The organism is Phaeovulum veldkampii DSM 11550 (assembly GCF_003034995.1).
GTDB classification, from domain to species: Bacteria; Pseudomonadota; Alphaproteobacteria; order Rhodobacterales; family Rhodobacteraceae; genus Phaeovulum; species Phaeovulum veldkampii.
Map to the genome: position 1 here is coordinate 17,994 of NZ_PZKF01000023.1, position 19,632 is coordinate 37,625.

Annotated in this window: 16 protein-coding genes, 1 pseudogene and 1 riboswitch; of the genes and pseudogenes, 14 read left to right on the forward strand and 3 right to left on the reverse strand. The window is 66.8% G+C overall.

All coding sequences use genetic code 11. The features are described 5' to 3' along the window. The first annotated feature begins 1 nt into the window (after position 1). On the forward strand, positions 2-907 hold the full coding sequence (gene ubiV, locus C5F46_RS10685) for a ubiquinone anaerobic biosynthesis protein UbiV (protein ID WP_107325343.1): 906 nt from the start codon (positions 2-4) through the stop codon (positions 905-907). Positions 908-925: 18 nt separating this feature from the next. Here ubiV and C5F46_RS10690 read toward each other — a convergent pair whose 3' ends face one another. Beyond that, the gene (locus tag C5F46_RS10690; protein ID WP_107325344.1) at positions 926-1,771 is read right to left on the reverse strand and encodes an SDR family oxidoreductase; all 846 of its coding nucleotides are present in this window, start codon (positions 1,769-1,771) and stop codon (positions 926-928) included. Between the two features lie 88 nt (positions 1,772-1,859). Between C5F46_RS10690 and ade the strand changes: the two genes are divergently transcribed. The 4 genes from ade (at position 1,860) to C5F46_RS10710 (ending at position 6,508) form a co-directional block, all read left to right on the forward strand. Further along, positions 1,860-3,662, forward strand: a complete 1,803-nt coding sequence (gene ade, locus C5F46_RS10695; protein WP_107325364.1) for an adenine deaminase — start codon at positions 1,860-1,862, stop codon at positions 3,660-3,662. Next, the gene (locus tag C5F46_RS10700) at positions 3,659-5,140 is read left to right on the forward strand and encodes an AMP nucleosidase (protein WP_107325345.1); all 1,482 of its coding nucleotides are present in this window, start codon (positions 3,659-3,661) and stop codon (positions 5,138-5,140) included. The genes ade and C5F46_RS10700 overlap by 4 nt, the downstream gene beginning before the upstream one ends. A 129-nt stretch (positions 5,141-5,269) precedes the next feature. Next, positions 5,270-5,557: an HU family DNA-binding protein gene (locus C5F46_RS10705; protein ID WP_107325346.1), complete on the forward strand. Its 288-nt coding sequence runs from the start codon at positions 5,270-5,272 to the stop codon at positions 5,555-5,557. A 78-nt stretch (positions 5,558-5,635) separates the two neighbouring features. Further along, the gene (locus C5F46_RS10710; protein WP_107325347.1) at positions 5,636-6,508 is read left to right on the forward strand and encodes a DMT family transporter; all 873 of its coding nucleotides are present in this window, start codon (positions 5,636-5,638) and stop codon (positions 6,506-6,508) included. On the opposite strand, the gene aroC is transcribed toward C5F46_RS10710, so the two are convergent. Further along, positions 6,505-7,605: a chorismate synthase gene (aroC, locus tag C5F46_RS10715; RefSeq protein WP_107325348.1), complete on the reverse strand. Its 1,101-nt coding sequence runs from the start codon at positions 7,603-7,605 to the stop codon at positions 6,505-6,507. The two genes, C5F46_RS10710 and aroC, sit on opposite strands and share 4 nt — an antisense overlap. Before the next feature lie 142 nt (positions 7,606-7,747). Beyond that, positions 7,748-7,848: riboswitch (TPP riboswitch) on the forward strand. Positions 7,849-7,883: 35 nt separating this feature from the next. Here aroC and C5F46_RS10720 point away from each other — a divergent pair. The 4 genes from C5F46_RS10720 to C5F46_RS10735 are packed head-to-tail and all read left to right on the forward strand — an operon-like array spanning position 7,884 to position 12,776. Beyond that, complete coding sequence (locus tag C5F46_RS10720) at positions 7,884-8,864, forward strand: thiamine ABC transporter substrate-binding protein (protein ID WP_107325349.1); 981 nt, start codon at positions 7,884-7,886, stop codon at positions 8,862-8,864. Next, positions 8,843-10,387: a thiamine/thiamine pyrophosphate ABC transporter permease ThiP gene (locus C5F46_RS10725; protein ID WP_107325350.1), complete on the forward strand. Its 1,545-nt coding sequence runs from the start codon at positions 8,843-8,845 to the stop codon at positions 10,385-10,387. Before C5F46_RS10720 ends, C5F46_RS10725 begins: the two co-directional genes overlap by 22 nt. Continuing rightward, entirely contained in the window at positions 10,374-11,066 is a 693-nt protein-coding gene (locus C5F46_RS10730) for a thiamine ABC transporter ATP-binding protein (protein WP_107325351.1), read from the forward strand. Before C5F46_RS10725 ends, C5F46_RS10730 begins: the two co-directional genes overlap by 14 nt. 51 nt (positions 11,067-11,117) lie before the next feature. Continuing rightward, complete coding sequence (locus tag C5F46_RS10735) at positions 11,118-12,776, forward strand: AMP-binding protein (protein ID WP_107325352.1); 1,659 nt, start codon at positions 11,118-11,120, stop codon at positions 12,774-12,776. 8 nt (positions 12,777-12,784) lie between these two features. Here the strand turns inward: C5F46_RS10735 and C5F46_RS10740 are convergent, their stop codons facing one another. Continuing rightward, complete coding sequence (locus tag C5F46_RS10740; RefSeq protein ID WP_107325353.1) at positions 12,785-13,618, reverse strand: glucosamine kinase nucleotide-binding domain-containing protein; 834 nt, start codon at positions 13,616-13,618, stop codon at positions 12,785-12,787. A gap of 161 nt (positions 13,619-13,779) precedes the next feature. Here C5F46_RS10740 and galU point away from each other — a divergent pair, with 161 nt between their 5' ends. The 5 genes and pseudogenes from galU to C5F46_RS10765 all read left to right on the forward strand — a co-directional run bounded on the left by galU (position 13,780) and on the right by C5F46_RS10765 (position 19,627). Further along, complete coding sequence (gene galU, locus C5F46_RS10745; RefSeq protein ID WP_181317745.1) at positions 13,780-14,673, forward strand: UTP--glucose-1-phosphate uridylyltransferase GalU; 894 nt, start codon at positions 13,780-13,782, stop codon at positions 14,671-14,673. Positions 14,674-14,676: 3 nt separating this feature from the next. Further along, entirely contained in the window at positions 14,677-15,660 is a 984-nt protein-coding gene (gene galE / locus C5F46_RS10750; protein WP_107325355.1) for a UDP-glucose 4-epimerase GalE, read from the forward strand. Then, complete coding sequence (locus C5F46_RS10755; RefSeq protein ID WP_168796877.1) at positions 15,650-16,870, forward strand: glycosyltransferase family 4 protein; 1,221 nt, start codon at positions 15,650-15,652, stop codon at positions 16,868-16,870. The genes galE and C5F46_RS10755 overlap by 11 nt, the downstream gene beginning before the upstream one ends. Before the next feature lie 42 nt (positions 16,871-16,912). After that, positions 16,913-17,923, forward strand: coding sequence for a glycosyltransferase family 2 protein (locus C5F46_RS10760; RefSeq protein WP_107325365.1), 1,011 nt, complete (start codon positions 16,913-16,915; stop codon positions 17,921-17,923). A 7-nt stretch (positions 17,924-17,930) separates the two neighbouring features. Then, positions 17,931-19,627: pseudogene (locus C5F46_RS10765) on the forward strand (DUF5927 domain-containing protein). Positions 19,628-19,632 lie beyond the last annotated feature (5 nt).

Consider the following 19,632-nt stretch of genomic DNA (forward strand, 5'->3'; position numbering starts at 1 on the left):
GATGGACCTGACCGTTGGCCCCAACCAGTTCTTCTGGACCGCCGCGCAGGTGCGCGATTTTTATGAATCCGTCGCCAAGGCGCCGGTGGCCCGTGTCGTTCTGGGCGAATTGATCTGTTCCAAGCGGATGTCGTTCTGGACCGATCAGATCCCCGGCGCGGTCGAGGTGCTGCAACGGGCGGGCAAGGATGTGGCGATCAGCACGCTGGCGCTGATCACCCTGAAACGCGAGCGCAAGCAGACCGCCGACCTGCTGGACATGGGGCTGCCGATCGAGGTGAACGACATCTCGGCGCTGCAACAGATCCCGGCAGGCACGCCGTTCTGGGTTGGACCCCTCGTCAATGTCTATAACGAGGGCACGTTGCGCTGGCTGGCCAAACGCGGCGCCACCCGCATCTGCCTGCCGCCGGAAATGCCCCTGGCCTCGATCGCCACGATGGTCAAGGCCGGGGCCGAGGTGGGCGTTGCCGTCGAGGTCTGGGGCCATGGCCGACTGCCGCTGGCGATTTCGGGGCGCTGCTATCACGCCCGTCTGCACGACCGCGCCAAGGATAATTGCCAGTTCGTCTGCGGCGAAGATGCCGATGGGCGCGAGGTGGATACGCTGGACGGTCAGCCATTTCTTGCGGTGAACGGGGTGCAGACGCTCTCGGCCAGCACCGCCTGCATGGCCTGGCATACCGAGGCACTGGCGGCGGCGGGCGTGGCCTCGCTGCGGCTGTCGCCGCAGACCGGGCATTTTGCCGACCTGTGCCAAGGTTATGCCGACCGGATCGCGGGCCAGATCAGTGCAGGCGATCTGGTGGCGCAACTGCTGCCCGAGGCGCCGGGAGGGCGGTTCTCGGATGGCTTCCTGATGGGGCCTTCGGGCGCCGACTGGTCGCACCCGATCGAGGCGGCCTGACCAATCGGGCGGCCGGGGTCACCCCTCGGTCGCCAGCACCGCCGCCAGCCCGCTGCGATAATCCGGGTAGGTCAGGCGCACACCGAGTTCATTCTTGATCCGGTCGTTCCGCACGCGCTTTGACTCGGCATAGAAGCTGAGAGCCATCGGCGTCATCCGCGCCTGATCCCACGGGATCTCGGGTGGCGGGGGCAGGCCCAGCAGCGTTGCGGCATGGGCCAGCACATCTTCGGGCGGGGCGGGGTCGTCGTCGCAGACGTTATAGACCGCGCCGGGGTTGGGCCGGGTGATCGAGGCTTCCAGAACAGCGCCGATATCCTCCACATGGATGCGCGAAAACACCTGACCGGGCTTGATGATCCGCCGTGCGCTGCCGTCGCGCACCTTTTCGAACGGGCCGCGACCGGGGCCGTAGATCCCGGCAAGGCGAAAGATGTGCAGCGGCAGCCCCAGCGCCTGCCAGCCCGCCTCGGCCCGCACCCGCGCCACGCCGCGTTCTGTGCCGGGCGTCAGCGGTGTGGCCTCATCGACCCAGCCGCCCTGATGGTCACCATAAACCCCGGTGGTCGAAAGATACCCCACCCACTCCAGATGCCGGGCGGCGGCCAGTTGTGGCGCCAGCGCGCGCAGCACCGGGTCGTCGGTGGCATCGGGGGCGACCGAGGTCAGCAGATGCGTGGCCTGCGCCAGCGCGGGGCCAATGTCGGCGCCGGGCCAGATCAGCGGCTCCACCCCTTCGGCGCGCAGGCGCTGGGCCTTTGCGGCGCTGCGGGTGGTGCCGATCACGCGCCAGCCCTGCGGAATCAGGCGGCGGGCAAGTGCTGCCGCGGAATAGCCGTGGCCAAGGGACAGAAGCGTTTTCATGCCGCCGACTATCGGGGCGCGCCGGGGGCTGCGCAAGGGTCATCACAACGTCACTTGCAAGCCCGCGGGGGCGATGGCACCGTTCGGCATGGAACAGACAAACACCCTTCAAACCTGGCCAGAGGCCGCGCCGCGCCTGATCGCCGTCGCCTCGGGCCGCTCGCCTGCCGATCTTGTGATCCGCAATGGCCAATGGGTCAACGTCCACACGCGCGAGGTGCTGGCCTGCCATGACGTGGCCGTGGCTGCCGGGCGCTTTGCCTTTATCGGGCCGGATGCCAGCCATTGCATTGGCCCACAGACCGAAGTGATCGACGCCGCCGGGCGCTATATGATTCCGGGCCTGTGTGACGGGCATATGCACATCGAGTCCGGTATGCTGACACCGGCCGAATTCGCCGCGGCCGTGATCCCGCATGGCACCACCACGATGTTCACCGACCCGCATGAAATCGCCAATGTGCTGGGGCTGGAGGGCGTGCGGATGATGCATGACGAGGCGCTGATGCAGCCCGTCAACATCTTTACCCAGATGCCCAGTTGCGCGCCCTCTGCGCCGGGGCTGGAAACCACGGGGCACGAGATCACGCCTCAGGACGTCGCGCAGGCTATGGCCTGGCCCGGCATCATCGGGCTGGGCGAGATGATGAACTTCCCCGGTGTGATCAACGCCGACCCCAAGATGCTGGCCGAAATCGCTGCGACGCAGGCGGCGGGAAAGACCGTGGGCGGCCATTACGCCAGCCCCGATCTGGGCCGGGGCCTTGCCGCCTATGCGGCGGGCGGACCGGCCGACGACCACGAGGGCACCTGCGAGGCCGACGCGATTGCCCGCGTTCGGCTGGGCATGGCCGCGATGATGCGGCTGGGTTCTGCGTGGTATGACGTGGCAAGCCAGATCACAGCGGTCACGGAAAAGGGCCTTGATCCGCGCAACTTCATCCTGTGCACCGACGATTGCCACTCCGGCACGCTGGTGAACGAGGGGCATATGAACCGCGTGCTGCGCCATGCCATCGCCTGCGGGGCGGACCCGCTGGTGGCGTTGCAGATGTGCACGATCAACACCGCCACCCATTTCGGGCTGGAACGCGAATTGGGCAGCATCGCGCCGGGGCGCCGGGCCGATCTGATCTTGACCTCGGATCTGCGCGCGCTGCCGATCGAACATGTGATCGCGCGGGGGCGCACAGTGGCCATGAGCGGCAGGCTGACGGTCGATTGCCCGCACTATCCCTGGCCCGTCGCCGCGCGGGCGACGGTGAAACTGGGCAAGCGGCTCAGCCCCGATGACTTTGTGATCCGCGCGCCCGAAGGGGCCGATAGCGTCACCGCGCGGGTGATCGGCGTGGTGGAAAATCAGGCGCCGACAAAGGCGCTGAGCGCAGAAATGACGGTGGCCGAGGGCCGGGTTGACCCCGACCCCGCCCGCGATATCGCCCAGATTGCGCTGGTGGAACGCCACCGCGGCACCGGGGGCGTGGTCAACGCCTTTGTCTCGGGCTTTGGCTATACGGGCCGCATGGCCATGGCCTCGACCGTTGCGCATGACAGCCACCATATGATCGTGGTGGGCACCGACCGGGCGCTGATGGCCGCTGCGGCCAACCGGCTGGGGCAGGTGGGGGGCGGCGTCACTGTCTGGAAGGACGGGCAGGAAATCGCCTTGGTGCCTCTGCCCATCGCTGGCCTGATGAGTGATGCGCCCGCCGCCGAAGTGGCCGACGCCGCCGCGCGCATGGTTGCCGCGATGGCCGCATGTGGCTGTCGGCTGAACAACGCCTACATGCAGCACAGCCTGCTGGCCCTTGTGGTGATCCCCGAGTTGCGGATTTCCGATCTGGGGCTGGTGGATGTGACGACATTCCAACTGACGGACCTGTTCGCATGATCACGCCGGAACATCTGCCCATCGAAACCCCGCCCGCGCCGCCAACCGCGCTGTTCACCGATCCTGCCGAGGCCGTGGCCCGGCTGGAAACGCTCTATGCCCAGGCGACAGGCTTTCTGGTGCAGCATTTCAGCGCGACGCTGGCCGCAGGCCGGGCCGGGGCGCGCTATCGCGCCTTTTACCCCGAGGTGCGGATCACCACCGCCAGCCACGCCAAGGCCGACAGTCGGCTAGCCTTTGGCCATGTGGCCGAGCCGGGCACCTATGCCGCTACGATCACAAGGCCCGATCTGTTCCGCAACTACCTGACGCAGCAGCTTGGCCTTCTGATCCGCAGCCATGGCGTGCCGGTCGAGGTGGGGCCGTCCACCACGCCCATTCCGGTGCATTTCGCGGTGGCTGCGGCCTCTGATCTGGCGGTGCCGCAGGAAGGCGCGCTTGATTTTCCGCTGCGCGATGCCTTTGACGTGCCCGATCTGGCCACGATGAACGACGATATCGTCAACGGCACCGCAGGGCCAAACCCCGACGGGTCGGGCCATCTGGCGCCCTTCACCGCGCAACGGGTGGATTATTCGCTGGCCCGGCTGTCGCATTACACCGCGACCGCGGCGGAGCATTTTCAAAACCACGTCCTGTTCACCAACTATCAGTTTTATGTGGACGAGTTCGAGGCGCTGGCGCGTATGGCTCTTGCCGATCCGGCGCGGGGCTATTGCGAATTCGTGGGGCCGGGCAACCAGCGCATCACCGCACCCGATCAGCCGATGGCAACACCGGCCAAGCTGCCGCAGATGCCCAGTTATCACCTGAAACGCCCCGACGGGCAGGGGGTCAGCCTTGTCAACATCGGCGTCGGGCCCTCGAACGCCAAGACGGCGACCGACCATATTGCCGTGCTGCGCCCCCATGCCTGGCTGATGGTGGGCCATTGCGCGGGGCTGCGCAATTCGCAGCGGCTGGGCGATTTCGTGCTGGCCCATGCCTACCTGCGCGAAGATCATGTGCTGGATGATGACCTGCCGATCTGGGTGCCGATCCCGGCGCTGGCCGAGATCCAGATTGCCCTGCAAGAGGCGGTGGCCGAGGTCACGCAGCTTGACGGCTACGATCTGAAGCAGATCATGCGCACCGGCACCGTGGCCACGATCGACAACCGCAACTGGGAGTTGCGCGATCAGTCCGGCCCGGTGCAGCGCCTGAGCCAGAGCCGCGCCGTCGCGCTGGATATGGAAAGCGCCACCATCGCCGCCAACGGGTTCCGCTTTCGAGTGCCTTATGGCACGCTGCTGTGCGTGTCCGACAAGCCGCTGCATGGCGAGTTGAAACTGCCCGGCATGGCGTCAGAGTTTTATCGCACGCAGGTGGCCAGTCATCTGCGGATCGGCCTGCGCGCGATGGAAAAGCTGCGCGATATGCCACTGGAACGCATCCACAGCCGCAAGCTGCGCAGTTTCGACGAAACCGCCTTCCTGTGACGTGTGGAAAACCGTGAAAATCGGCGAAAACAGCTTGATTCACGGATCAAAAGCGTGTGTTACAGGTCATCACGCCGGTAAAACGGCCCATGACCCCGCCAAACGGGGCCGATGAGAGGAGACAGAGAGATGTCGAAACCGATGACCAAGACCCAGCTCGTTGCCGCCCTGGCCGAGGAAATGGGCTCCGACAAGAAAACCGCTTCGGCTGCGATCGACGCGCTGGCTGCGCTGGTCACCAAGGAAGTCGCCGCGGGCGGCGCCGTGACCCTGCCGGGCATCGGCAAGGTGTCGTGCCGCGCCCGCCCCGAGCGTCAGGTCCGCAACCCCGCCACCGGCGAGACGATGACCAAAGCTGCCGACAAGCAGGTGAAAGTCACCATCGCCAAATCGCTGAAAGACAGCGTCAACGGCTGATCTGCGCCGCGCCCCTTGCGGGGCCGCGCCAAGCCTGTAGGGTCGCCGTTCTGGCGGCCCTTTTTTCATGAGGTGGGGATGGATCTGCGCGCAATCCTGGCGGGGCTGGCCTTCGCCTTCATGTGGTCCTCGGCCTTCACCTCGGCGCGGATGATCGTGGCCGATGCGCCGCCGCTGACGGCACTCGCGGTGCGTTTTTTCATCTCTGGATTGATCGGGGTTGGCGTGGCGCTGGCGTTGGGGCAAAGCTTTCGGCTGAACCGCGCGCAATGGCGGACCATCGTGATTTTCGGGCTGTCGCAGAACGCGCTGTATCTGGGGCTGAACTTTGTCGCGATGCAATGGGTCGAGGCGTCGCTGGCGGCGATCATCGCCTCCAGCATGCCGCTGATGGTGGCGTTTTTTGGCTGGGTGGTCTTTGGCGACAAGGTGCGCCCGCTGGGGCTGGCGGGGCTGGTGGCCGGTGTGGTTGGCGTGGGGCTGATCATGGGTGCGCGGCTGAACGGCGGGGTCGATCTTGTGGGGGTTGTGCTGTGCCTGGTAGCGGCGCTGGCGCTGACGGCGGCCACGCTTAGCGTGCGCGGGGCGGCCTCTGGTGGCAATGTGATGATGATCGTGGGCCTTCAGATGTTCGTGGGTGCCGCCGCGCTGGGCATCGCCGCGCTGATCTTGGAAGATTTCACAGTGAACTGGACCCCGCGCCTGATCGGTGCCTTTGCCTATACCACGCTCGTGCCCGGTGTGCTGGCGACCTGGGTCTGGTTCTGGCTGGTGGGGCGGATCGGCGCGGTCAAGGCTGCGACCTTCCACTTTCTCAACCCGTTCTTCGGGGTCGCTGTCGCCTCGGTCATGCTGAACGAGGCGGTGCGCCCGATGGACCTGATCGGCGTGGCGATCATTGCCGGGGGTATTCTGGCGGTGCAGATTTCGCGGCAGGTGCGGCAGGGCTAGCCGATCACACCGCGCAGGCCGCCGGTCTGCGCCCGGTCCAGCAGCAGATGATCCAGCAGGACGCAGGCCATCATCGCCTCGGCCACCGGCACGGCGCGGATGCCCACGCAGGGGTCGTGCCGCCCCTTGGTCACCACCTCGACCTCTTCGCCTGCGGTGTTGATCGACCGCCGCGGCGTCAGGATCGACGAGGTGGGCTTGACTGAAAACCGCACCACCACATCCTGCCCGGTGGAAATGCCGCCCAGAATACCGCCTGCGTGGTTTGACAAAAACTCCGGCCCGTTCGGCCCCATGCGAATCTCGTCGGCATTGTCTACGCCGGTCAGCATGGCCGCCGCCATGCCCTCGCCGATCTCAACCCCCTTGACGGCGTTGATCGACATCATCGCGGCGGCCAGATCTGCATCCAGCTTGCCATAGACCGGCGCGCCCAGCCCCGCCGGCACGCCGCGCGCCACCACTTCGACCACCGCACCGACCGAGTTCTGCGCCTTGCGGATCGCGGCGAGGTAATCGGTCCATTCGGCCACCGCGCCGACGTCGGGCATGAAAAAGTCGTTGCGCAGGATCTCGGCTGCGTCAAAGCGGGTGCGGTCGATGGTCTTTTCGCCCATCTGCACCATGTAGCCCAGGATCGTCAGATCGGGCAGCAGATCGCGCAGCACCGCGCGCGCCACGCCCCCGGCGGCCACCCGCGCCGCGGTTTCCCGCGCGCTGGATCGGCCGCCGCCGCGGTGGTCGCGCAGCCCGTATTTCAGATGATAGGCGATGTCGGCATGGCCGGGCCGGAAGGCCTGGGCGATGTTGCCGTAATCCTTGCTGCGCTGGTCGGTATTCTCGATCATCAACTGGATCGGGGTGCCGGTTGTGCGCCCCTCGAAGGTGCCTGACAGGATACGCACCTGATCGGCCTCCTGCCGCTGGGTCGTCATGGCGTTAAGGCCGGGGCGGCGCAGATCAAGCCAGGGCTGGATCATGGTTTCGTCCAGCGTCACACCCGGCGGGCAGCCATCCACCGTGGCCCCCAGCGCCGGCCCGTGGCTTTCGCCCCAAGTGGTGACGCGGAAGACGTGGCCGAAGGTGTTCAGGCTCATGGTGGGCCCCTTTGCTGATCCGGTTCCGGCTTAGGCCAAAGCACCTGCTGGGGCAACCTGCACCGGATTTTTCGACCGAAAAATCTTGGGCCGGGACCACGGGCGTATTCCACTTGCATGGGCGCGGCGCCGGCTTATGTTCAAAGCCACCTCGGGGTGCCCGGCTGCGGGCTGAGATGCGCAAGCGAACCCGTTGAACCTGAACCGGTTAGAACCGGCGGAGGGAAGGTATCCGGGCATCCCGGCCTGACCCCGCCCGTCAGCCTTTGGAGGATGCGATGAAATACGCCTCTCTGCTTGCGGGTCTTGTGATCGCCACCGCTGCGGCGGCCGATGAGAAGCCTGTCTTTACTGTCTATGCCCCCGATTATTTTGCCTCTGACTGGGGCCCCGGCCCGGCAATCGAAAAGGGGTTCGAGGAAACCTGCGGCTGCGATCTGCGCTTTGTCACCGGCGATGTGTTGCCGCGCATCCTGCTGGAAGGTGCCGCGACCGAGGCCGATGCGGTGATCGGGCTGAACACCGACGTTCTGGCTCGCGCCCGCGCCACCGGCCTTTTTGCGCCCCATGGGCAGGACACGGCGCGCCTGACGCTGCCGGTGGTGTGGTCGGACGCCACGTTTCTGCCCTTCAACTGGTCGGAAACCGCCTTCATCTATGATGAAACCCGCCTGCCTGTGCCCCCGGCCAGTTTTGATGACCTGCTGAATGCCCCTGATGATCTGAAGATCGTCATTCAAGACCCGCGCAGCTCGATCTCGGGGTTGGCGCTGATGCTGTGGGTCAAGGCGGTTTACGGTGACAAGGCGGGCGAGGCATGGGCCAGGCTGGCGCCCAAGGTGTTGACCGTGACCAAGGGCTGGTCCGAGGCTTATGGGCTGTTCACCGATGGCGAGGCCGATATGGTGCTGTCCTTCACCACCTCGCCCGCCTATCACATCATCGCCGAGGGCGACACGACCAAGAAAGCGGCGATCTTTCCCGAGGGGCATTATTTCCTGACCGAAACCGCGGCGCGGCTGGCCGGGTCGGATCAGCCCGAACTGGGGCAGGCGTTCATGGATTATGTTCTGTCGGATGCGTTTCAGGACATGATCGCAACCGCAAACTGGTCTTACCCGGCGCGATTTGCACCCGAAGACCTGCCCGAGGGTTTTGCGGCCCTGCCGCGCCCGGCCAGGACCCTGTTTTACACCGAGGATGAGGCCGAGGCGTTGCGCCAGCCCGCGCTGGACGAATGGCTCGCGGCGTTCCGGTAACCGTCTGGGGCGGCGCGGCGGCGCTGATCGTCGCCGCGCTTGTTCTGGGCACTCTGGCGGCGGTGGCGGGCTTTGCCGGTGGCCTGTCGGCGCTTGGCCCCGGTGACTGGCTGGCGGTGCGCTTTACCCTGGCGCAGGCCGTGGTGTCGGCCACGCTGTCGGTGATTTTGGCGGTGCCGGTGGCGCGCGCGCTGCATCGACGGCGCTTTGCGGGCCGGGGGGCGCTGATCACGGCGCTGGGGGCGCCGTTCCTGTTGCCCGTGATCGTGGCGGTCATGGGGATCATCGCCATTTTTGGCCGGGCAGGGGTGGTGAACGATCTGCTGTCGATGCTGGGGTTGCCGGGGGTGCGCATTTACGGGCCGCAGGGCGTGATCCTGGCGCATGTGTTCTTCAATCTGCCGCTGGCCACGCGGCTGATCCTGCAAGGCTGGCAGGCGATCCCGGCCGAGCGGTTGCGGCTGGCGGCCGCGCTGGGCTTTGCCCCGGCCGACAGTCTGCGTCATCTGGAATGGCCGATGCTGCGCGAGGTGCTGCCGGGGGCGTGGGTGGCGATCTTTCTGGTCTGTCTCACCTCGTTTGTCGTGGCGCTGACGCTGGGCGGCGGGCCGCGGGCCACGACGGTGGAACTGGCAATCTATCAGGCGTTCCGCTTCGATGTCGATCTGGGGCGGGCGGCGGCGCTGGGGCTGGTGCAGGTGGCGCTGTGCCTTGTCGCGCTGGCGCTGGCCGGGCTGGTTTCGCTGCCCGCGGCCTTTGGTGCGGGGCTTGACCGGGGCGCGCATCTGCCGGGGCCTGCGGGCTGGTTGCGGGTGCAGGATGCCGTGGTGATCGCGCTGGCGGCGGTGTTCTTGCTGACGCCGATTGCGGCGGTGCTGTGGCGCGGGGTGCCGGGGCTGGCCGCGCTGCCGCCCGAGGCCTGGGCCGCGGCGGGCCGGTCGTTGGCCGTGGCGCTGGCCTCGAGCGTGCTGGTGCTGGGCCTTGCGCTGCCGATGGCGCTGGCGGCGGTCCGCCCGCGCGGGGGCTGGGTCGAGGTGGCGGGGATGCTGCCCACGGTCGCATCGTCGCTGGTGCTGGGCACCGGGCTGTATCTGATCTTGCGGCCCTGGGCCTTGCCGGGGGGGCTGGCGCTGCCGGTGACGGTGGCTGTCAACGCCGCCCTCAGCCTGCCCTTCGCGCTGCGCGCGCTGTTGCCCGAGGCGCGCACGCTGGCGGCCGATTATGACCGGCTGGCCGCGTCGCTGGGCCTGTCGGGCCTTGCGCGTCTGCGGTTTGTGACGCTGCCGCGGCTGGCGCGCCCGCTGGGTTTTTCGGCCGGGCTTTCGGCGGCCTTCTCGATGGGCGATCTGGGAGTGATCGCGTTGTTTTCCGCCCCCGGCACGGCGACCTTGCCGCTTTACCTTTACAATCTGATGGGTTCCTATCGCATGGCCGATGCGGCTGCGGTGGCCAGTCTTTTGATGATCCTTTCCTTTGCGCTCTTCTGGGCCTTTGACCGGGCAAGCCGCCATGCTGACGCTTGAGGCGCTGACCATCGTGCAAGACGATTTCCGGCTGGAGGCCGATTTCAGCCTGCCGCGCGGGGCGCGGGTGGCGGTGATCGGGCCATCGGGGTCGGGCAAGTCCACGCTTCTGGGCGCGATTGCGGGCTTTGTGCCGCTGACCTCGGGCCGGGTTCTGTGGGAAGGCGCCGATCTGGCACCGCTGCCGCCGGGGCAGCGGCCACTGTCGATCCTGTTTCAGGACCAGAACCTGTTTCCGCACCTGACGGTGGACCAGAACCTTGGCCTTGGCATCTCGCCGTCGCTGCGACTGACCGCGGCCGACCGCGCGCGGATTGCCGAGGCGCTGGACCGGATGGGGCTGGAGGGGCTGGGCGCGCGCAAGCCCGCGCAGCTTTCGGGCGGGCAGCAAAGCCGGGTGGCGCTGGCCCGCGCGCTGTTGCGGGCAAGGCCCCTGCTGTTGCTGGATGAGCCGTTCGCGGCGCTGGGCCCCGCGCTGAAGGCCGAGATGCTGGAGGTGCTGTCCGAGATTGCCGGAGAACAGGGCACCACGGTCCTGATGGTCAGCCACGACCCGGCTGATGCGCTGGCCTTCGCGCCGCTGTCGGTGCTGGTGGCGGACGGTCGGGCGCATCCGCCGCAGCCCACCGCGCCGCTTCTGGCCAACCCGCCGCCGGCGCTGGCGGCCTATCTTGGCTAGCGCGGCGCGCGGCGATCAGGCACCATCGCGCCGCGGGCCGAGGAGGGATGGATGCTGACCAAGGGGCAGGATTACACAAGCACAGTGGCGGGGTTTCGCTGGGATATTCCCGCGCGCTACAACATCGGGGTGGATATCTGCGACCGCTGGGCTGCGGCAGACCCCGACCGGCTGGCACTGATCGACGTGACCGAGGGGGCGGGGAACGCGGGCACGCGGGCCGAATACACCTTTGGCGCGCTGAAGGAGGCGTCTGACCGGCTGGCCAATGCACTGGCCGCATTGGGGGTGTCGCGCGGTGGCGGGGGCTTGCCCGACCGGGTGGGGGTGCTGCTGCCGCAGCGGGTGGAAACGGCGCTGGCCCATATCGCGGTGACCAAGATGGGCTGCATCTCGATCCCGCTGTTCACGCTCTTCGGCCCCGAGGCGCTGGCGCATCGGCTGGGCAATTCGGGGGCAAGGGTCGTCATCACCGATGCTGCGGGCGCGGCAAAGCTGGCGCCGCTGCGGGCGGGGCTGCCCGATTTGGCGCATGTGATTTCGGTCGAGGGGGCGGGGCTGGGGGTGCTGGGCCTGGCCGATCTGTGCGCGGCGGCCAGCGCCGATTTCACCGCCGCCGATACCTTGGCCGAAGACCCGGCGATCCTGATCTACACCTCGGGCACCACCGGCAACCCCAAGGGCGCGCTGCATGCGCACCGGGTGCTGCCGGGACATCTGCCGGGGGTCGAGATCAGCCACGATTTCCTGCCCCAGCCCGGCGACCGGATCTGGACGCCCGCCGACTGGGCCTGGATCGGCGGGCTGCTGGATGTGCTGATGCCCGCGCTGCACCATGGCGTGCCGGTCGTGGCCTGTCGCTTTGCCAAATTCACCGGTCGCGCCGCCGCCGATCTGATCCGGGCTGAGGGTATCCGCAACGTGTTTCTGCCGCCCACTGCGCTGAAGATCATGCGTGCCGACGCCGACCTGGGGCCACTGAACCTGCGCTCGGTCGGATCGGGGGGCGAGACGCAGGGGGGCGAGTTGATCGACTGGGGCCGCCGCGTGCTGGGCGCCACGATCAACGAGTTTTACGGCCAGACCGAATGCAACATGATCGTTTCGGCCTGCGCCGCGCTGGAGGAGCCGGCCCCCGGCGTGATGGGTCGCCCGGTGCCGGGGCATCGGGTTGCGGTGATCGAGCCTGCCACGGGCGCAGTGCTGGCGTCGGGGCAAGAGGGAACGATTGCCGTGCTGGCCCCCGATCCGGTGATGTTTCTGGGCTATCTGAACGACCCCGTGGCGACCGAGGCGAAATTTGTCACCGGCCCCGAGGGGCGCTGGCTGTTGACCGGCGACCGTGGGCAGATGGAACCTGACGGGCGGCTGCGCTTTATCGGGCGCGATGATGATGTGATCGGCTCGGCCGGCTACCGGATCGGCCCCGCCGAGGTCGAGGATTGCCTGCTGCGCCACCCCGCCGTGCGGCTGGCAGGCGTGGTCGGCGCGCCGGACCCGATCCGGGGCGCGGTGGTGGTGGCCTTTGTCACGCTGGCCGAGGGCTTTGCGCCCTCGGATGCGCTGGCCGATGAGATCGCGCAGCATGTCAAGGCGCGGCTGGCGGCGCATGAATACCCGCGCCGGGTTTATTTCATCGACGCTATGCCGATGACCACCACCGGCAAGATCATCCGCAACCGCCTGCGCGAGATGGCAGCAGCGGGCTGACGCGCGCCCTATCCGGCGTGCCGGGCCAGCCACAGCGCCCCGTCAAGCGCCGTGCCCTGCGCGGGGATGACCGCCCACAGTTCGGCCAGTGCGGGCGCAAAGGCCGGGCCCAGCCCGCCAAGGCAAACAACCGGCAGCGCCGGACCGCCCTGTTGCAGCAGGGCAATGGCAGCCCCCACCTCGGCCCTGGCGGCGGCCAGAACGGCGGCGGCGGCGCTGTCGTCAGGCATGGCCAGCAGGCGCGGCACGAGGGCTGCGAAATCGGCAGGCTGCGCGCGTTGCGCGAAGGCCACCAGACCCGGCCCTCCGCTCTGTTCGGCCAGAAGCGCCTGCGTCAACGCCGATTGCGGCACAAAGCCGTCAAGCGCCCGCAGTGCCCGCGCGCAGAACGCCCGCCCGATCCAGGCGCCGGAGCCTTCATCGCCCAGCGTCAGACCCCAGCCGCCGATCTGGCGCAGCACGCCGCCGCGCTGGCTTATGAACACCGACCCTGTGCCGATTGCGGCGACGATCCCGTCAGCCGCGCCCAGCGCGCCTTTCAGCGTGGTCAGCCCATCGCTTTCCACCCGCGCGCGGGCAAAGGGCAGGTGCGGCGCGATGCGGGCCACCGCCTCGGGCAGGTTTGCCCCGGCAAGCCCCAGCCCCGCCCAGACCTGATCGGGGGCGCATTGCCCCGCCATTGCCTGCGTGGCCGCAGCCAGAATGTTGGCCAAGGCCACCTCGGGCGCCGAGACGATATTGGCTGGCCCCGCCTGCCCGCGGCCCAGCACAAGGCCCTCGGCATCGGTCAGCACCGCGCGGCAGCCGCTGCCGCCCCCGTCCACCCCCAGAAAGAACACCACGGCCCCCTTCCGACCCTTGCGGCAGGCTGTTTTCCGCCGCTCTGCCCCAGGTCGAAATAAACGCTTTCTTTTCAAATTCATCATTAAAAGCGATATAGCGGCTGACAAACGCCAGACTCGGGCAGGCCGGGCGGTGCGCAGCGAAGACAGGAACAGGCATCATGAAGCGTAAGGTAACGAAGGCGATTTTTCCGGTAGCAGGTCTGGGGACGCGGTTTTTGCCCGCCACCAAATCCATTCCCAAGGAAATCATGACGCTGGTGGACCGCCCGCTGATCCAATACGCGATCGACGAGGCCCGCGCCGCCGGGATCGAAGAATTCATCTTTGTCACCTCGCGGGGCAAGTCTGCGCTGGAAGATTACTTTGACGATGCGCCCGAACTGGAAAGCTCGCTGCGCAATTCCGGCAAGACCGCGCTGCTGGAAATGCTTCAGACCACCAATATGCCCTCGGGGGCGATTGCCTATGTGCGGCAGAACCGGCCGATGGGGCTGGGTCATGCGGTCTGGTGCGGGCGGCGGATGGTGGGGGATGATCCCTTCGCGGTGATCCTGACCGATGACGTGATCGCCGCCGACACGCCCTGCCTCAAACAGATGATAGAAGCCTATGCCGAAACCGGCGGCTGCATGGTGGCGACGATGGAGGTGGCGCCCGAAAAGGCCTCGGCCTATGGCGTGCTGGATGTGGCCAAGGATATGGGCGATCTGGTCCGCGTCAAGGGCATGGTCGAAAAGCCGAAGGCCGAAGAGGCGCCGTCAAACCTTGCGGTGATCGGTCGCTATATTCTGACGCCGCAGGTGATGGTGAACCTGAACCGGCAAAAGGCCGGCGCGGGCGGCGAGATTCAGTTGACCGATGCAATTGCCGAGGAGATTGCGGCGGGTAATCCGGTTTACGGCTACCGCTTCAAGGGGCAGCGCTATGATTGCGGCTCCAAGGCGGGGTTCTTGCAGGCGACCGTGGCCTTTGGCCTTGCGCGCGACGATCTGCGCGACGAATTCGGCTGCTACCTGGGCGATGTCATGGCGATGCGCAAGGCGGCCGAGTAAGCGATGACGCCGGTTCTGGTCACCGGGGGGGCGGGCTATATCGGGTCGCATGCCTGCAAGGCGCTGGTACGGGCGGGCTATCTGCCCGTGACCTTCGACAGCCTGGTGACCGGCTGGCGCGACGCGGTCAAGTTCGGGCCGCTGGAACAGGGCTGCCTGATGGACCGGGCGCGGCTGGATGAGGTGTTTGCCAAATGGCGCCCGGCGGCGGTGATGCATTTTGCCGCCCTCAGCCAGGTTGGTGAAGCGATGGCGCAGCCGGGCAAATACTGGCGCGGCAATGTCTGCGCCTCGCTCAACCTGATCGAGGCGGCGGTGGCGGCCGGCTGTCTCGATTTCGTCTTTTCCTCCACCTGTGCGACCTATGGCGATCAGGATGGGGTGGTGCTGAATGAGGACAGCCCGCAGGCGCCGATCAATTCCTATGGCGCCAGCAAACGCGCGATCGAGGACATGCTGCGCGATTTCGGCGCCGCGCATGGCCTGCGCAGCGTGATCTTTCGCTATTTCAACGTGGCCGGTGCCGACCCGGAGGGCGAGGTGGGCGAGTTTCACCGCCCCGAGACGCATCTGATCCCGCTGATGCTGGATGCGATCGACGGCAAGCGCCCGGCGCTGACGCTGTTTGGCACCGATTACCCCACGCCTGACGGCACCTGCATTCGCGACTATGTGCATGTGATGGATCTGGTCGAGGCGCATGTTCTGGGCCTGAAATGGCTGGAGGCGGGGCGGGGCAGCACGGTGTTTTGTCTGGGCACCGGTACCGGCTTTTCGGTGCGCGAGGTGGTGGCGGCCTCCGGTTCGGTCACGAACCGGGCGGTGCCGATCGTCGAGGGGCCGCGCCGGGCGGGCGATGCGGTGGCGCTGGTGTCGGGGTCTGATCGGGCGGTGGCCGAACTGGGCTGGCGGCCCACGCGTTCGACCATGGCGCAGATGATCGGCGATGCCTGGCGCTGGCATCAGACCGGGAATTATGAACGATAGGCCGCGGCTGCTGGATGTGACACGGCTGGTGTCGCGTATCGGCCGTGGCCCCCTGACCGGGGTGGACCGGGTCGAGGCGGCCTATCTGGCGTGGCTTGGCCCCAGGCCCGATACGCGCCTGTTGTGCCGAACGCCCTATGGGTTCTTGCTGTTGCCCGGCGCGGCGGGGGGGGCGCTGCGGCATTGGCTGACCGCACCCGAAACCCTGCCATCGCCCGATCTGCTGGACCGGCTGCGCCGCCGCACCGGGCCGCAGGCCCGCGCCGAGGCCGGGCTGCGGCGGCTGGCCGAGGCGCGTGGCCCGCATCGCAGCCTTGGCCGCATGGTGGCGCAGGCGCTGCCGACGGGGGGCAGCTATCTGAACCTTGGGCATTCGAATTTGACCGGGGCAACCCTTGGCGCGCTGGCCGGGGTGCCGGGGTTGACGGTTGCAGTCATGATCCACGACACCATTCCGCTGGACCACCCCGAGTTTTGCCGCGAGGGCGGGTCTGTCCGCTTTGCCGCGAAGCTGGCGGCGGTATTTGCCCATGCCAATCTGATTTTGTGCAATTCGGCGGCCACGCGTGCCGATGTCTTTCGCCATGCCGGGGCGGGGCGCCGGCCAGCCTGCGCGGTTGCGCATCTGGGAATCGATCTGCCGCAGCCCGACCCGGCCGCCTTGCCGCCGTGGCTTGATCTGACACGGCCGTGGTTTGTCTGCCTCGGCACGATCGAGCCGCGCAAGAACCACGCGCTGCTGCTGGATGCGTGGGACCATATCGCGCGGCGCTGGCCCGAGGCGCAGGTGCCGCAACTGATGATTGTCGGGCGCCGTGGCTGGCGCAATGCGGAAACCTTTGCGCGGCTGGATGTCCGACCGCAGGGCGTGGTGGAATTGCCGGGCCTGCCCGATGGCGCGGTGGCGGCACTTCTGGCCGGAGCGCGGGGCCTGTTGATGCCCTCGCATGCCGAGGGATTTGGCCTGCCGATGCTGGAGGCTGCGGCGCTGGGCGTGCCGGTGTTGGCCACCCCCACCCCCGCCGCGCACGAGGTGATGGGGCAGGCGGCCCGGTTTCTGCCGCCCGACGACCCTGGGGCCTGGGCCGAGGCGATCATGGCGCTGGCCGGCGCGGAGCGTGGCGCGATGGCGTCGGTGGTGGGGTATTTTCAAGGCCCCGCCATTCCGTCGTGGACAGATCATTTCAACATCGTCTTAAGGCTTGTCTGACACGGTCGGTATCGGCAGCCGCGCGTGGTGAAAGGTCAGCCTTTGGGTCTTTGGGAACAATATCGCCTGCGGCTGCGGCGCAAGCGCCTGTTGATCCGGGCTTTGCGCAAGGCGCTTGCGCTGAAACCGGTTGCGAACCGCACCGGGCAGATCCGGCGGCGCGATGTCTTGCTGTTTGCCACCCTGCGCAACGAACGTATCCGGCTGCCCTATTTCCTGCAATACTACCGCGATCTGGGCATTGGGCATTTCCTGTTCGTTGACAATGGCTCGGACGATGGCAGCCGCGACTATCTGGCCGCGCAGCCCGACGTCTCGGTCTGGACCACGACGGCCAGCTACAAACGCGCGCGGTTCGGCATGGACTGGATCAACTGGCTCTTGCGGCGCTACGGTCGGGGGCACTGGACGCTGACGGTCGATCTGGATGAGTTTCTCGTCTATCCGTTCTACGATACCCGCCCGATCCGCGCCCTGACCGACTGGCTTGACAGTTGCGAGGCGCGCAGCTTTCCGGCGATGCTCCTTGACATGTATCCCAAGGGCCCGGTCGATGCCGTACCCTACCAAGAGGGGCAGAACCCGTTTGAGATTGCGCGCTGGTTCGACAGTGGCAACTACACCATCACCAAGAACGACGACCTTCAGAACCTGTGGATTCAGGGCGGGCCAAGGGCGCGGCTGATGTTTGCCGACGCGCCCCGGAATGCCCCGGCGCTGAACAAGATCCCGCTGGTGAAGTGGCGCCGCGGCTATGTTTATGCCAGCTCGACCCATATGCTGCTGCCGCGCGGCCTGAACCGGGTGTATGACGCGCAGGGCGGCGAAAAGATTTCTGGCTGCCTTCTTCATGCCAAGTTTCTGTCCACAATGACATCAAAGGTTCAGGAAGAACTTGTCCGGCGGGAGCACTACATCGGAAGCCGCGAATATATCGCTTATTCGGAAGCGCTGGAAACCGGCCCAGATATGTGGTGCAAACACTCTGTAGACTACAGGAATTGGCGTCAGCTTGAAGATCTGGGGCTGATGTCAAAGGGTAATTGGGCGTGAGGCGGTAGTGACAGCCGGTTTTGTGATGATGTGCCACACCGAGCTGGGGCGCGCGGCGCAGGTTGCGCGGTTCTGGGCCAAGGCGGGGGCGCCGGTGGTGGTGCATGTCGATGGCAAGGTGGGCCAGCCTGCGTTCGACGCCTTTGCCCATGGGCTGTCCGATCTGGACAACGTCAGCTTTTCGCGCCGTTTCAACTGTGAATGGGGCACCTGGTCGCTGGTGGCCGCGGCTCAGGCGGGCGCGCAGCAGATGCTGGACCGCCACCCCCAGGTCGGCCATGTTTTTCTGGCCTCCGGCGCCTGTCTGCCGCTGCGGCCACTGGCCGAATTGACCGCCTATCTGGCTGCCAGACCGCAGACCGATTTTATCGAAAGCGTGACCGCCGCCGATGTCGACTGGACGGCAGGCGGGCTGCATGACGAACGCTTTACGCTGCATTTCCCGTTTTCGTGGCGCAGGCAACGCTGGTTGTTTGACCGGTATGTGCGCCTGCAGCGCCGCCTGAACTATCGCCGTCCGGTGCCCGCGGGGCTGGAGCCGCATCTGGGCAGCCAGTGGTGGTGCCTGACCCGCCGAACGCTGACCGCGATCCTGCAAGACCCCGACCGCGCGCGGCAGGAACGCTATTTCCGCGGCGTCTGGATCCCTGATGAAAGCTATTTCCAGACGCTGGTGCGGCGTCATTCCCGCAGCATCGAAAGCCGGTCGCTGACGCTGTCGAAATTTGATGTGTACGGCAAGCCGCATGTCTTTTACGATGATCATCTGGACCTGTTGCGCCAGTCGGATTGTTTTGTGGCGCGCAAGGTCTGGCCGCGGGCCAATCTGCTCTACCGCAGATTTCTGGATCAAAAGATCCCCGCCGCCGCGGGTGCAGACCCCGATCCGGTGCGGGTTGATCGCCTGTTTGCCGCCGCAACAGAGCGGCGCACCAAGGGGCGCGCCGGGCTTTACATGCAAAGCCGGTTTCCCCGGCGTGACCATGAAAATGGCAAGACCCCGGCGCCCTACGCGGTGTTTCACGGATTTGCCGAGGTGATCGAGGAATTCGAGCCTTGGGCCACCAAACATCTGGCGGCGCGTGTGCATGGCCATCTGTTTGCCCCCGAACGGGTCGAGTTTGCGGGCGGTGCGGTGCTTCAGCCCGGCTGTTTGTCTGACAGCGCTGCACTGCGCGATTACAACCCGCAGGCCTTCCTGACCAATCTTCTGTGGAACGCGCGCGGCGAGACGCAGGCGTTTCAGTTCGGCCCACGCGACACGCAGGCCTGCAACTGGTTCATGGCAACTGACCCGAATGCGCAGATTGCGGTTATCACAGGGGCGTGGGCGGTGCCGCTGTTTCGTTCCAACCGCGATTTTGCCGATCTGCGGCGCGAGGGGCTCGACTGCAAAAGATCGAACTGGCGCATCTGGGCATTCTGCGCTCGATGTATGTCAAGGCGCGGGTGCGGATCTGGACGATCGCCGATTTCATCGAAAACCCGGTAGAGCCGCTGCAATCGCTGGTCGAGCAGATCGGCCCGCGTCGGCCTAACCGGCTGATCGAGACGCCGCGGATGGTCGATCTGACCGGGTTTGGCGCGTTCCTGCAACGGTTGCGGAACGAGGGGATGCAACCCCGCCTGATGGGTGAATTTCCGGTAGGGGATCATCCGCACCGCACCGATCCGCGGCAAGACCATATCCGTCTGACGACGTAAGGCAG